11 protein-coding genes are annotated in these 13,044 nt (G+C 71.8%); 3 read left to right on the top strand and 8 right to left on the bottom strand.

Annotation, left to right across the window (positions count from 1 at the left end):
* Positions 1–261: 261 nt before the first annotated feature.
* From ABZ562_RS02715 to ABZ562_RS02695, 5 genes are all read right to left on the bottom strand, one after another.
* On the bottom strand, positions 262–942 hold the full coding sequence (locus tag ABZ562_RS02715; RefSeq protein ID WP_361472995.1) for an HdeD family acid-resistance protein: 681 nt from the start codon (positions 940–942) through the stop codon (positions 262–264).
* Positions 943–1,084: 142 nt separating this feature from the next.
* Positions 1,085–1,921: an SDR family oxidoreductase gene (locus ABZ562_RS02710; protein WP_361472992.1), complete on the bottom strand. Its 837-nt coding sequence runs from the start codon at positions 1,919–1,921 to the stop codon at positions 1,085–1,087.
* A 170-nt stretch (positions 1,922–2,091) separates the two neighbouring features.
* A complete protein-coding gene (locus ABZ562_RS02705) occupies positions 2,092–2,916 on the bottom strand; it encodes a SigB/SigF/SigG family RNA polymerase sigma factor (RefSeq protein WP_361472989.1) in 825 nt (274 codons plus the stop codon).
* Positions 2,917–3,109: 193 nt separating this feature from the next.
* Positions 3,110–4,033 (bottom strand): AEC family transporter, encoded by a 924-nt coding sequence (locus ABZ562_RS02700; protein ID WP_361472986.1) that lies wholly within the window; start codon positions 4,031–4,033, stop codon positions 3,110–3,112.
* Between the two features lie 184 nt (positions 4,034–4,217).
* Positions 4,218–6,521 carry a glycoside hydrolase family 3 N-terminal domain-containing protein gene (locus tag ABZ562_RS02695; RefSeq protein ID WP_361472984.1) on the bottom strand — a complete coding sequence of 768 codons (2,304 nt, stop codon included), beginning with the start codon at positions 6,519–6,521 and terminating at the stop codon, positions 4,218–4,220.
* 220 nt (positions 6,522–6,741) lie between these two features.
* On the opposite strand from ABZ562_RS02695, the gene ABZ562_RS02690 reads away from it, so the two are divergent.
* Genes ABZ562_RS02690 through ABZ562_RS02680 form a run of 3 tightly spaced genes read left to right on the top strand, consistent with a single transcriptional unit; the run spans position 6,742 to position 9,895 of the window.
* A complete protein-coding gene (locus tag ABZ562_RS02690) occupies positions 6,742–8,118 on the top strand; it encodes an MFS transporter (RefSeq protein WP_361472981.1) in 1,377 nt (458 codons plus the stop codon).
* Positions 8,115–9,185, top strand: a complete 1,071-nt coding sequence (locus ABZ562_RS02685) for a sialidase family protein (protein WP_361472978.1) — start codon at positions 8,115–8,117, stop codon at positions 9,183–9,185. The genes ABZ562_RS02690 and ABZ562_RS02685 overlap by 4 nt, the downstream gene beginning before the upstream one ends.
* A gap of 35 nt (positions 9,186–9,220) precedes the next feature.
* Positions 9,221–9,895: a GntR family transcriptional regulator gene (locus ABZ562_RS02680; RefSeq protein WP_361472975.1), complete on the top strand. Its 675-nt coding sequence runs from the start codon at positions 9,221–9,223 to the stop codon at positions 9,893–9,895.
* A gap of 25 nt (positions 9,896–9,920) precedes the next feature.
* On the opposite strand, the gene ABZ562_RS02675 is transcribed toward ABZ562_RS02680, so the two are convergent.
* The 3 genes from ABZ562_RS02675 to ABZ562_RS02665 form a co-directional block, all read right to left on the bottom strand.
* Positions 9,921–10,601, bottom strand: a complete 681-nt coding sequence (locus ABZ562_RS02675; RefSeq protein WP_055555674.1) for a GntR family transcriptional regulator — start codon at positions 10,599–10,601, stop codon at positions 9,921–9,923.
* A 111-nt stretch (positions 10,602–10,712) separates the two neighbouring features.
* Positions 10,713–12,200: an aldehyde dehydrogenase gene (locus ABZ562_RS02670; RefSeq protein ID WP_361472972.1), complete on the bottom strand. Its 1,488-nt coding sequence runs from the start codon at positions 12,198–12,200 to the stop codon at positions 10,713–10,715.
* Entirely contained in the window at positions 12,197–13,042 is an 846-nt protein-coding gene (locus ABZ562_RS02665) for an alpha/beta fold hydrolase (protein ID WP_361472969.1), read from the bottom strand. The genes ABZ562_RS02670 and ABZ562_RS02665 overlap by 4 nt, the downstream gene beginning before the upstream one ends.
* Positions 13,043–13,044 lie beyond the last annotated feature (2 nt).

Raw genomic sequence — 13,044 nt, 5'->3', positions numbered from 1 at the left:
CGTCGTTCCCCCTGTCGGACAGTCACTGTCCGTACGGTCACGAAAGGGGCTCCATATGCAGACGATGGAGGTTCGCCCACCGGTACCCAGCCGTTCCCGTAGTAGATGGCGTCGATACGGTCGGCTCGCCGCCGCGAACTTCGTGCGCGGCGCGTCGTACGCATCCGGCACCGCGGCCATCGGTCTGATGGCGTGGTGGGTGCAGACCCATTAGCCCCCAGGGTGTCGCGACAGCCGCTCGGGGCGGCTGTCGCGGCGGTTCTAGGCTTGCGGATGGGGCTGATGGCGGAAGCGGAATCCGTGGTGTGCCTTGCGGGGCGCGTGGCCGCCGAGCCCGGCCCGCAGCTGGATCCCGTGAATGACCTCGATGATGCCCAGAACCAGCAGCCAGACGCCGGTCACCAGGGTGAGCGCGGCGATGGAGCCGAAGGGCGACACGATCAGCACGATTCCGGCCAGGGCGGTGATGACACCGAGGAAGATCTGCCATCCGCGGGCGGGGATTCCCGTGTCCTGGACGGCCATGACGGTGTGCATGACACCCCGCAGCAGCCAGGCGAATCCGATCCACAGCGCGAGCAGCAGGATCGACTGGGCCGGACCCCGGAAGCAGATCAGGCCGAGGAACACGCTCACCGCGCCGCTGACGAAGCTGAGGACGCGCATGGACCCCGGGATGTGCGCCCCGAAGGCCGCGACCAGCTGAAAGATGCCGCTGATCAGCAGATAGACACCGAACAGGGCGCCGACCACCGCCAGGGTGGCCGCGGGCCACACCAGCACCAGCAACCCCAGCACGATCGCGACCAGACCCGCGATCAGCAGCATCTGCCACGCGGCATCCGACAGGGTGCCCAGCAGGCCGGTGAAGGGGCGGTCAGGACCGGCGGCGCGCTCATCGCGCTGACCGGCGTCGCGCGAGTTGTCCGAGGGGAACGTCATCGTCGTCCACCTCCTTGAGGGAACAGTGACACCACCATCGTCGCTCCCCCCGCGCCTTATCGCCTGATGGTGGCGCGTGGACCCGGCCGGTGTGCCCGTCACGCATCATCGTGGCGCCTGCGGCGGTGCCGTCGTGGCGCGGTCAGCCGCCCGTCGCGAAGCCGGGGAAGAGGGTCATCCCGCCGTCCACGTACAGCGTGGTGCCCACGACGTAGTCGCACAGGTCGGAGGCGAGGGCGACCGCCGCGTTCGCGATGTCCTGCGGCTCGCCGATCCGGCCGTAGGGGATCAGCTCCAGCAGCGCGTTCCGGGCGTCCTCGGTGTCCCAGGCGTCGCGGTTGATCGGGGTCTTGACGGCCCCCGGCGCGACCGCGTTCACCCTGATCTTCTGCGGCGCCAGCTCCTGGGCCATGGTCTGCATCATCATCGACACACCGCCCTTGGACGACGCGTAGTTCACATGACCGGCCCAGGGGATGATCTGGTGGACCGAGCTCATGCAGATGATCTTCCCGGCCGCCCGTGACACCTCGGGAACGACGCCGCGCCGCTGGAATTCCTTGACCGCCTCCCTGGCGCACAGGAACTGACCGGTGAGGTTGACCGAGAGCACCTTCTCCCAGTCCGCCAGGGTCATCTCCACCATCGGGGCGTCACGCTGGAGGCCCGCGTTGGCGACCAGGATGTCGATCGTGCCGAATCGGTCGACCATGGTGGACACCATGTCGACCACCTGGTCCTCCCGCGACACATCCGCCTGGTGGGCGTAGGCGCGCACACCGTGGCCCTCGATCTCCTTCACGACGGCCTCGGCGGCAGGGCGGTCGGAGACGTAGTTGACGACCACATCGGCGCCGGCGCGCCCCAGGGCGATGGCGGTCGCCTTGCCGATGCCCGAGTTGGCCCCCGTCACCAGCGCCTTCTGGCCCCTGAGGAGCTCCAGGCCGGACACGGAGGGCGGGCCTTGGGGGGTGGTCATGGGTGTTCTCCTTCGCTGGGTGTCCGCCGCCGGGTGTCCGTGGGTCGCGCGTCCCGACCCTTCCAGCCCGGGGCGGATCCCGGGGCTCTCCACGGCGCCACGGTCACCCGCTGAGGCGATGCACATCGTTCCAGCGGCGCAACGCGGGGGAGCGGCGGGCGGTACGTCGTTCAGCCGGCGACCGGCTCGGCCATGGCCTGGGCGCGCAGCGTCGAGCAAGTGCGGTTGATGAGCCGGGAGACATGCATCTGGGAGATGCCCAGCTGCTCGGCGATCCGGCTCTGGGTCATGTCGCAGAAGAACCGCATGTAGAGGATCTGGCGCTCCCGGTCGGGCAGCCGCCGGAGCCCGGGGCGCACCGCCTCGCGTTCCACCACGCGGTCGTACGCGGGCTCCTGGCCGCCGAGCGTGTCCGCCAGCGAGTAGCCGTCGTCCGCGCCGGTCAGCTGGGCGTCGAGGGATAACGGGGTGAAGCTGCCCATGGCCTCCATGCCGACGCGCACCTCCTTCTCGCTGAGGCCGGTGCGCTCGGCGATGGCCTCGGTGGGCACCGTGGCGTCGTCGAGGGAGTGCGACAGCTCCCGGTGCGCGACCCGCACCCGGTTGCGCAGCTCCTGGACCCGGCGCGGGACGTGCAGCACCCACAGGTGGTCCCGGAAGTGGCGCTTGATCTCGCCGACGATGGTGGGCACCGCGAAGCCCGCGAACGCCGTGCCGTGTCCGGGGTCGTACCGCTTGACGGCCTTCACCAGGCCGAGCGCGGCCACCTGCTCCAGGTCCTCCAGGGCTTCGCCCCGGTTGCGGTACTGGCGGGCCAGCCGCCGCGCCATCGGCATCCACGCCTCCACCACCCGCTGCCGCAGCGCCTCCTTCTCGGGGCCGTCCGGGAGGCGGGCCATCTCGTGGAACTCGGCGCCGGTGTCGGGGGCGTCGTCGTGCGGGTGCTTCGAGGAACCGGACCGGGGACGTGTCCTGTGCTGCGCTGCGGTCGTCATGTCACACACCTCCTGCAGTGGGCTGACGGGTCGCCTGGGACCGTGGTCGCTGCCGTGCGGGAGCGCGCAGGATACGGACCGGAGGGCCGTGTCCTGGAGCGGTCAGAGCGCTCCCACGGTGCGTGCCTCCGGTCCGAAGCACGTTCAATCGCCTGCCCTGGGCCTCCAGGGGTAAACCCGGCCGGGTCCGGGCTCAGCCCAGCAGCGCCGCCACCGTGATGAGCACCGGCGCGGCCAGCACCGTGGACAGCAGGATGGACTCGCGGGCCAGGATGGTGCTCGTGTCGTAGCGCACGGCGTAGGTGAAGAGGTTCTGCGCCGAGGGGAGCGCGGAGGTGACGACGGCCGCGAGGAGGGCGGGGCCGCTGAGCCGGAAGACACCGGCCGCGATGGCCCAGGCCACCACCGGCTGGCCGAAGGATTTCAGCGCCACCGACAGCAGCACCGGGCCGCGGTCCTCGCCGCGCCCGGGCAGCTCACTGCCCGGCAGCGAGATCCCGAAGGCGAGCAGCACGGCGGGTACGGCCATGCCGCCCATCAGCGAGAAGGGTTCCATGACGGGCCCGGGCACCCGCCACCCCGAGGCGGCCACCGCGACCCCGGACAGCGAGCCGATGACGACGGGGTTGCGGAAGGGGGTGGTCAGCCGGCGGACCAGCGAAGGCGGGTGCTCCCCGGGGCGGCTGAGGTCGATGACGGTGAGCGCGATCGGGGTCATCACCAGCTGCTGGAACAGCAGCACCGGGGCGACGAGGGACGCGTCGCCGAGGACGTACACGGCGATCGGGATGCCGAGGTTGCCCGCGTTCACATAACTCGCGCACAGCGCGCCGATCGTGGTGCGGCCCACGCTCCACTTGCGTACCGCGCCGACCGCGACGAACGCGCCCGCCACCACGAAGGTGCTCAGGGCCGTGACGAGCAGCGGGGTCGAGACGACGACGGACAGGTCGGCGCGGGCGAGCGTGGAGAACAGCAGCGCGGGGGAGGCGACGTTGAAGGAGAGCCTGGTCAGGACCTCCCGCCCCGACCCGCCCAGCGCTCCTCGGCGGCCGAGCACATAGCCGGTGACGATGATGCTCGCGATGACGCCGAAGCCGGTGATCACACCGCCCACGGGACCTCCGCCCGGCCGGGGTTCCGGTGGGCCGCGGGGTGCCGCGGGGCAGGGCGGGGTCTCGGGACGCGGGGCGAGGGACGGGGCGCGGCGGTCATGAGCGGTGTCTTCCCGGGCTGGAGTTGTCAGCATGCACCCTACAAGTAACCCGGGCACGCCGTGCAGAAGACCGGACGCTGTCCCACTATGTGATCGTCAGGACGCGTTCACCCTTCGCCAGCGAGCTGTCGCCCGCGAAGATCTGGATCTCTCCCTTCTCCACCGTGAACGTGCCGTCCCGGTCATGGGTCCAAAAGCCCAGATCCTCGGCGCCCAGCCGGAAGCGGACGGTGGTGGACTCGCCGGCGCCGAGGGTGATCCGGCGGAAGCCGCACAGCCGCCGCACCGGTTGTACGAGGCTGGCCACCGGGTCGCGCAGATACACCTGCACCACCTCGTCCCCCTCGCGGTCCCCGGTGTTGCGGACCGCGACCGCCACCTCCACGGTGTCGCCCTTGCGCAGCGCGTCGGCCGTGATCCGGCTGACGGACAGCTTCGGCTCGCCGATGTCGAAGGTGGTGTAGCCGAGGCCGTGGCCGAAGGGGAACTGCGGGCCGTCGGCGAGGTCGAGGTACTTGGAGGTGTACTTGTTGTCCGGGTCGTAGGGGCGCCCGGTGTTCTCGTGGTTGTAGTAGAGGGGGATCTGCCCGACCGAGCGCGGGAAGGACACGGGCAGTTTGCCGCCGGGGTTCACGGTGCCGAACAGGACGTCCGCGATGGCGTTTCCGCCCTCGATGCCCGGATGCCACGCCTGGAGCACGGCCGGCGCCGAGTCCAGCCAGCCGCCCATCGTCAGCGGGCGGCCGCTGACCTGGACCACGACGAAGGGCGTGCCGGTGTCCGCGATCGCCGCGATCAGCTTCTCCTGCTGTCCGGGCAGGCCGATGTCGCTGCGTACGGCCGCTTCCCCGCTGAGCGCCGAGGCCTCCCCGACCACGACGACCGCCACCTCGGCCGCTCTGGCGACCGCGACGGCCTTGGCGATGCCGCCGGTGTCCTCGCCCGCCGGGTCCACGCCGCGGGCGTGTCCGACCCGGGCCTTCGGCGCGGCGTCCTTGACCGCGTCGAGGACGGTGACCGGCGCGAACGCGTCCGCCCAGGGGCCGGCCCAGGACCCGCGCAGGTCGGTGGAGTCGGCGAAGGGCCCGACGACGGCGATGGAGGAGACCGACGGGCTGAGCGGGAGCAGCGCCGCCTTCCCCTTCCCGGCCGGGGTGTTCTTGAGCAGCACCATGGTGCGCGCGGCCGTCTCGCGCGCCGCCGCCCGGGACTCCTTGGTGGGCTCCTCGATCGCCGCGTCCTCGTCCGCGTAGGGATGTTCGAAGAGTCCGAGCCGGAACTTGAGCCGCAGGACGCGGGCCACCGCGTCGTCCAGCCGCGCGGCGCTGATCGCGCCGCCGCGCAGCAGCCGCTTGCCGTGGTCGGCGAGGGTGGTGCTGACCATCTCCATGTCGACCCCGGCGTTCAGCGCCAGCCGTCCGGCGTCGGCGTGGTCGGCGGCGAAGCCGTGGACCGTCATTTCCTGAACGCCGTTGTAGTCGCTGACGACGACGCCGCCGAACTCCCACTCCTCCTTGAGGATGTCGGTGAGGGTGTGCCGGTTGCCGTGGGCGGGGACCCCGCTGATGGTGTTGAAGCTCGCCATGACGGTGGCCACCCCGGCGTCCACGGCCGCGAGGAAGGGCCCGAGGTAGAGGTTGCGCAGCCGGGCCTCGGAGACGTCCACCGTGTTGTAGTCGCGTCCGCCCTCGGCACCGCCGTACGCCACGAAGTGCTTGGCGCACGCCGCGAGCCGGTCCTTCGCGCTCAGGTCCTCGCCCTGGTAGCCGCGGGTCTTGGCGGCGGCGAACGCGGCCGTCAGATGCGGGTCCTCGCCGCTGCCCTCGGAGATCCGCCCCCAGCGCGGTTCGTGGGTGACGTCCATCATGGGGGAGAAGGCCCAGTGCACCCCGTTGGAGCGGGCCTCCCTCGCCGACACCTCGGCGTCCCGTTCGGCCACCGCCGGGTCGAAACTCGCGGCCTGGGCCAGCGGGATGGGGAACGTGGTCCACATGCCATGGATGACATCGAGGCCGAACACCAGCGGGATGCCCAGGCGTGACTCCTCGACGGCCATCCGCTGGAGCGCGTTGGTGGACTTCGCGCCGTAGATGTTGAGGACGGAGCCGAGCCGTCCCTGGCGGGCCGCCTTCTCCGCCGCGGCGGTCTGCCCGCCGCCGGGCCCGGTGTCGCCGGTCCAGGCGAGCTGCTGCAGCTGGCCCAGCTTCTCCTCGACCGTCATCCGCCCCAGCAGGGCCTGGACCTTGGACTCGTACGGGGCGGGCTCCGCCGTAGGTCCCTCGCCCGGGCCCGGCCGCTCCCGGGCGTGGGCGGTGCCGGTGGCGGCCCTGCCCGCGATGGCGGTGCCACCGGCCGCGGCGAGCACCGTTCGTCTGCGCACACCAGTCATGTTCTTCGCCCCTTGAAGAGTCTTGAAGAGTTCTGAGGGTGTTCCGGGTGTCCGACGGGTTTGATCTTTAAAAAGTTGAACTGAAGGTACGGAGCCGCCCCGGAGGCGTCAAGGGTGCGCCCATTGACAGGCGTGGTGCGGCCTCCCATACTCACGCCACGGTTAACCGTGAACGGTTAACCAGTATCCCGGGCAACGAGGCCCCGAGCAGGAGAACCACATGACCTCACGCCACGCGTCCGTCCAACTCCGCCGCACCGTGCTGTCGAGCTTCATCGGCAACACCATCGAGTTCTATGACTTCCTGCTCTACGGCCTCGCCAGCGCGCTGGTGTTCGGCGATCTCTTCTTCCCGAGTCTGAGCCCGTTCGCGGGCACCCTCGCCTCGTTCGCCACCTTCGGCATCGGCTTCATCGCCCGCCCGCTCGGCGGCTTCGTCTTCGGCCACCTCGGCGACACCATCGGCCGGAAGACCACGCTGGTCACGACGTTGTGCGGGATGGGTGCCGCCACCTTCGCCGTCGGTCTTCTGCCAACGTACGACACCATCGGGATCTGGGCACCGGTGCTGCTCGTGGTGCTGCGCTTCATCCAGGGCTTCATGGTCGGCGGCGAATGGGGCGGCGCCATGCTGATGGTCGTCGAGAACGCCCCGGCCCACCGCCGCGGCTTCTTCAGCGCCTGGCCCAACACCGGGGGCTTCTCCGGACAGCTGCTGGCCACCGGAATGTTCGCGCTGATGGGCCTCCTGCCCGACGGGCAATTCCAGTCCTGGGGCTGGCGCGTGCCGTTCCTGTGCAGCGCGGTGCTGGTGGGCGTAGGGCTGTGGATGCGCGGGCGGCTCGGTGAGTCCGAGGTGTTCGAGCAGGTCAAGCACGAGGAGGGCAAGGCCAAGGCGCCACTGCTGGACGTGCTGCGCCATGACTGGCGGAGCGTGCTGCTGATCATGTCGCTGCGGTTCAGCGAAAGCGTGCCGTTCTTCCTGCTCACCGTCTTCGCGGTGTCCTACGGACCGGAACACCTCGGCATCCCGAAGGCCACCCTGACCACCGCCATCATGATCGCCTCGGTGCTCGCCTTCCCCGCCCACGGCTTCTTCGGCGCGCTGTCCGACAAGGTGGGCCGCCGCCCGGTCTACGTCTACGGCGGCCTGGCCGCCGCGGCCCTGGCCTTCCCGGCGTTCTGGCTGCTGAAGTCCGGCTCCGCGGTGCTGATCGTGCTGGCGTACTGCCTGGTCATCAACCTCGCCCACAACGCCTGCAACGCCGTCCAGCCCGCCCTGTTCACCGAGCTGTTCGGCTCCAAGGTCCGCTACAGCGGCGCCTCGGTCGGCGCCCAGCTCGGCGCGATCGTGGCCGGTGGCCTCACCCCGTTCATCGCCACCGCGCTCACCGGCGGCGGCGACAACTGGGTCCCGGTGGCCGCCTACGCGAGCGCCGTCGCCCTGATCTCGGCGGCCGCCGCGTACTTCCTCACCCCCGAGACCTCCCGACGCGACCTGGTCGACACCAGCTCCGCGATGGCGGCCGGACCCGAACCCGCGCCCGCGCCGGACACCAAGCCGGCCGAGGCGCCGGAGACCGGTGCGGTCGCGTGACCGTCCATCGCGAGTTCGTCCTGCGCGACGACCCCCGCTTCGGCCACTGCCACGCCTCCACCCTGCTGCCGCTGCCGGACGGCGAGGCGCTGGCCGCCTGGTTCGCCGGAAGCCGGGAGGGCGCGGACGACGTGGCGATCTGGCTGGCGCGACGGACCGGCGGCGGGTGGCAGGCGCCGGTGAAGGTGGCGGACGAGGCGGGGCTGCCGCACTGGAACCCCGTCCTGTTCGCCACCGGCCACGGCGAGGTGCTGCTCTTCTGCAAGACCGGCCACCGCATCCCGCACTGGCGTACCCGGGTACTGCGCTCCCGGGACGGCGGCCTCGGCTGGTCCGCCCCCGCCGAACTGGTGCCGGGCGCGGAAGGGGCCGGTGGGCGCGGGCCGGTGAAGAACAAGCCGATCCGCCTCGCCGACGGCGGCTGGCTCGCGCCCGCCTCCGTCGAGGAGCCGCGGAGCGCCGGGGGCCGCTGGGACGCGTTCACCGACCGCTCGGACGACGGCGGCGCGAGCTGGCGGCGCTCCGCGCCCGTACCGCTGGACCGCCCGGCGTTCCGCGGCGCCGGGGTCATCCAGCCGGCGCTGTGGGAGAGCGCCCCGGGCGAGGTCCGGATGCTGCTGCGCAGCTCCTGCGGCCGGGTCTGCCGCAGCGCCTCCCACGACGGCGGCCGTACCTGGTCGACCGCGCGGCCGCTGGACGTCCCGAACAACAACAGCGGTCTGGACGCCGTACGGCTCGCCGACGGGCGGGTGGTGCTGGCGCACAACCCGGTGGCCGCCGCGTGGGGCGCCCGCACCCCGCTGGTGCTGTCCGTGTCCGAGGACGACGGGATCACCTGGCGCCGGGCGGTGGTGCTGGAGGACCGGCCCGTCTCCCGCCCCGGCGCCATCGTCCCGGACGAGACGGGCGTACGGACCGACGGCCGAGCCGAGTTCTCCTACCCGGCGGTCGTGCCCTGGGCGGACGGCGTCGCCGTCACGTACACCTGGCAGCGGCGCGGCATCGCCTTCGCCATCGTTTCCGGAGCGGCCCTGGGGAGGAATAATGAGTCAACGGTTAACGGTTGACTGAAGACGTTCCGCCCCCCAGAAGGAGCCCGTCGGTGCCCATCACCTCGCTACAGCAGCAGTCCCTCGGCGATCTGGTCGCCCATGAGCTGCGCGTCCTCATCATCTCAGGACGGCAGCGCCCCGGCACCCACCTCGTCGAGGGCGCCCTCGCCGAGCAGTACGACGTCAGCCGCGGCCCGGTCCGCGACGCGCTGCGGCAGCTGGAGGCCGAGGGGCTGGTCGAATCCCGCCGCCGCGGGGTCTTCGTCACCGGGCTCACCGAGGACGACGTCGACGAGCTGTACACGCTGCGGGAATCCCTGGAGACCCTGGCCCTCACCCTCGCCATCGGCCGGGCCGGACCCGGCGACTGGGACCGCGCCCAGGGCTTCGTCGACCGGATGCGGGACGCCGCCGACCGCTCCGCGCCCAGCGACTTCGCCCTCGCCGACCTGGAGTTCCACTCCCAGTTCTACCTGCTGTCCGGGCACCGCCGACTGGTCGCCGTCTGGGAGCAGTACCGCCCCACGTTCGGCGTCGTCCTCGATGTCACCAACGCCCAGGACGTCGATCTGCACCCCTCCGCCGAGGCCCATGTCGACCTGCTGGAGACCGTGCGGGGTGGCGAGACCGAGACCGCCGTCACCACCCTGCGGGAGCACCTCCTCGGCGCCAAGAACCGGCTCCGCTCGGCGCTGCGCGCCGCCCGGGCCGCCAACGAGGGCTGACCGGCGGCCGGCGGCGCCGGGACCGTCAGTGCCCGCGCTCGTCCATTCCCGTCATCAGGGCCTGGTGGCTGGCGCGCACATGCTCGCGCATCACCCGCTCCGCGCCGTCGCCGTCCTTGGCCTGGATCAGGCTGAGGACGCGGTGATGCTCGGAGTCCGACTCGATGAGCCGCCCGGGGCGGGACAGCGAGGTGCGCACCAGCCGGGCGTAGGCGAGCTGGTTCATCAGGGTGCGGTAGTGCCCCTCCAGCTTGCTGTTGTCCGCGCCCCTGACGATCAGATCGTGGAACTCGTGGACCAGCGCCGCGTAGCGCTCCGCGTCGCCGTCCCTGACGGCCTGGTCGGCCGCTCGCATGCTGGCCTCCAGCTGCTCCACCTCCGGCACGTTCCCACGGAAGGCGAGCAGCCGGGCGGCGGCGCCCTCGAACAGCTCCTTCATCTGGAACAGCTCGGTCAGCTCACGGCGCGACGGTACGGCGACGAACGTGCCGACCCGGGGCCGGACTTCCACCAGCCCCTCTATCTGGAGCTGCTTGAGGGCCTCGCGGATGGGCGTCCGGCTGACCCCGAAGGTCTCGGACAGCGCCATCTCGGACAGGCTGGAGCGGGGCGGCAGTTCGCCACTGATGATCATCTGCCGCAGCTCTTCGGCAACCCTCGCCTGCATGCTGGTCTGCTGAAGCCGCTTGCCTGTGGGTCGTTGCATGGCACGGAACCGTAGGCTGGGCGCTCTCTCCCCGTCAACCGGGGACAGGCTCGTGTGGTCTGCCATACAAGAGCGCTCCCGCCTGGATGTGTCGTCACGGACCCCATGCCGTCATGACCTGAGGATGAACGGATCCCCGGCCGGTTCCTCGCTGGTGTTGATCCACACGCTCTTCAGCCGGGTGTACTCCCGGATGACCTCCGTGCCGTGCTCGGTGCCCATGCCGCTGCTCTTGAAGCCCGCCCGGGGCGACATCGGCGACATCGAACGGTAGGTGTTGGCCCAGACCGTGCCCGCCTCCAGCCGGGACGCCATCCGGTGCACCCGGTTCACATCCCGGGTCCACACCCCCGCCGCGAGGCCGTACGCCGAGTTGTTGGCGATCGAAAGGGCCTCGTCCTCGGACTCGAAGGGCAGGACGGTGGCCACCGGCCCGAAGATCTCCTCCTGGCAGATCCGCAGCGTGTTGTCGACGCCGGTGAACACGGTGGGGGAGTAGAAGTAACCGTTCAGCCCGGTGTCAGGCCGGCCCCCGCCGCACACCACCTTTCCGCCCTCGGAGCGGCCCAGCTCGACGTAGCCCTCGACCTTCTCCAGCTGCTCGGCGATGGCCAGCGGGCCCAGCTCGGTGGCCTCGTCGAGCGGGTCGCCGATCGCGATGGTCGCGGCCCGGGCCGCCACCCGCTCCAGGACCTCGTCGTACACCTCGCGGTGCACCAGCACCCGGCTGCCCGCCACACAGGTCTGGCCCGCGGCGGCGAACACCCCGGCGATCACGCCCATGGCGGCCGAGCCGAGGTCGGCGTCCGGGAAGATGATGTTGGGCGATTTGCCGCCCAGCTCCAGGGTGCAGCGGATCAGCCGGTCCGCGCAGGTACGGGCGATCCGGCGGCCGGTTCCGGTGGAGCCGGTGAAGCTCACCTTGGCCACGTCCCGGTGCTCGGTCAGCGGGCCGCCCGCGGTGGCGCCGAAGCCGGTGACCACGTTGACCACGCCCGGCGGGAAGCCCGCCTCCGCGAAGAGCGGGGCGAGCGCCAGAAGCGAGGCCGAGGTGTGCTCCGACGGCTTGATGACCATCGTGTTGCCCGCGGCCAGCGCCGGGGCGAGCTTGGTGGCGGTGAGCAGCAGCGGGGAGTTCCAGGGGGTGATGGCCCCCACCACGCCCACCGGTTCGCGCAGCGTGTAGTTGAGCAGCTCCCGGCTCGCGCCCGGGATGACATCGCCCTGGATCTTGTCGGCGAGCCCCGCGTAGTAATAGAAGTACTCGGGCAGGCCCGCGAGTTGGGCCCGCATCTCGCGCAGCAGCTTGCCGTTGTCCAGGGATTCGGTGCGGGCCAGCTCCTCGGCGTGTTCGCCGATCAGATCGCCGAGGTCGCGCAGCAGCCGGCCGCGCCGGGTCTGGCTCAGGTCCCGCCAGTGCGGATCCTCGAAGGCGGCGCGGGCGGCGGCCACCGCGCGCTCCACATCGGGGGCGGTGCCGTTCGCCGCCTCGTACCAGGGCTCGGCGGTGGCCGGGTTGACGCTGGCGAAGTAGCCGCCGTCGGCGGGGGCGGTCCACTCGCCCGCGATGTAGTGGTCGTGGCGCGGCAGGCGGTTCATGAGCTGTGGCACTCCTGATGTCCGGTGTGGGTGAGGATCGCGTCGGCCAGGTGCTCCGGGCACTCCAGCGGCAGCAGATGGCGGGCCCCGGGCACGATCACCGCCCGGGCGCCGGGGATCCGCCGCGCGAGCCGCCGCGACATGGCCGGGGTGGAGCCGGGGTCGTCCTGCCCGGTCACCGCGAGAGTGGGGGCGGTGATCCGGGGCAGCCGCGGCCACAGCCCGGCGTCGGCGGTCGCGAAGACGTCGTAACAGGCGAGGTAGGAGACGGGGTCGTTGGCCAGCAGCGTGTCCAGCACCCGCTGCGCCAGAAGGGGCTCCTGGGCCCGCCAGCCGGGCGAGAACCAGCGGTCGACCGCAGCCCACGCGGACGCCCCGAAGTCCCGGGCCGCCACCTCCCGCCGCCGCGCCACCGCCGCGCGCTCGTCCTCCGACCGCCCCGCCACCGAGCTGACGAGCGTCAGCGAGGCGGTGAGGTCCGGCCGGTCCAGGCCGAGCTGCTGGGCGACCAGGGCGCCGAGCGAGAAGCCGACGACATGCGCCGGCCCGCTCAGCAGGGCCGCCACGTCAGCGGCCAGCTCGGCGACCGACACCCCGGGGGCCGCGGCCGGGGAGGCGCCGTGGCCGCGCAGATCGACCAGCGTCACCCGGTGCCGGGCCGTGAGCGCGGGCAGACACCGCTCCCACATGCTCCGGTCGAGCCCGACCCCGTGCAGCAGGACGAGGCCCGGTCCGGCGCCGTGCGTCTCGTGCGCCAGCGCGACCGGTGTGGTGGAGCGCGCCCCGGACGGACGGGCCGGGCCACCCGCCCGGGGCGCGTGCCTACCGCCGCCCGTGCCCATGG

This window comes from Streptomyces sp. NPDC019937 (genome assembly GCF_040631655.1).
Classification (GTDB): domain Bacteria; phylum Actinomycetota; class Actinomycetes; order Streptomycetales; family Streptomycetaceae; genus Streptomyces.
The sequence above is the reverse complement of the archived record's forward strand: the minus strand, read 5'-3'. Positions and strand labels throughout refer to the sequence as shown.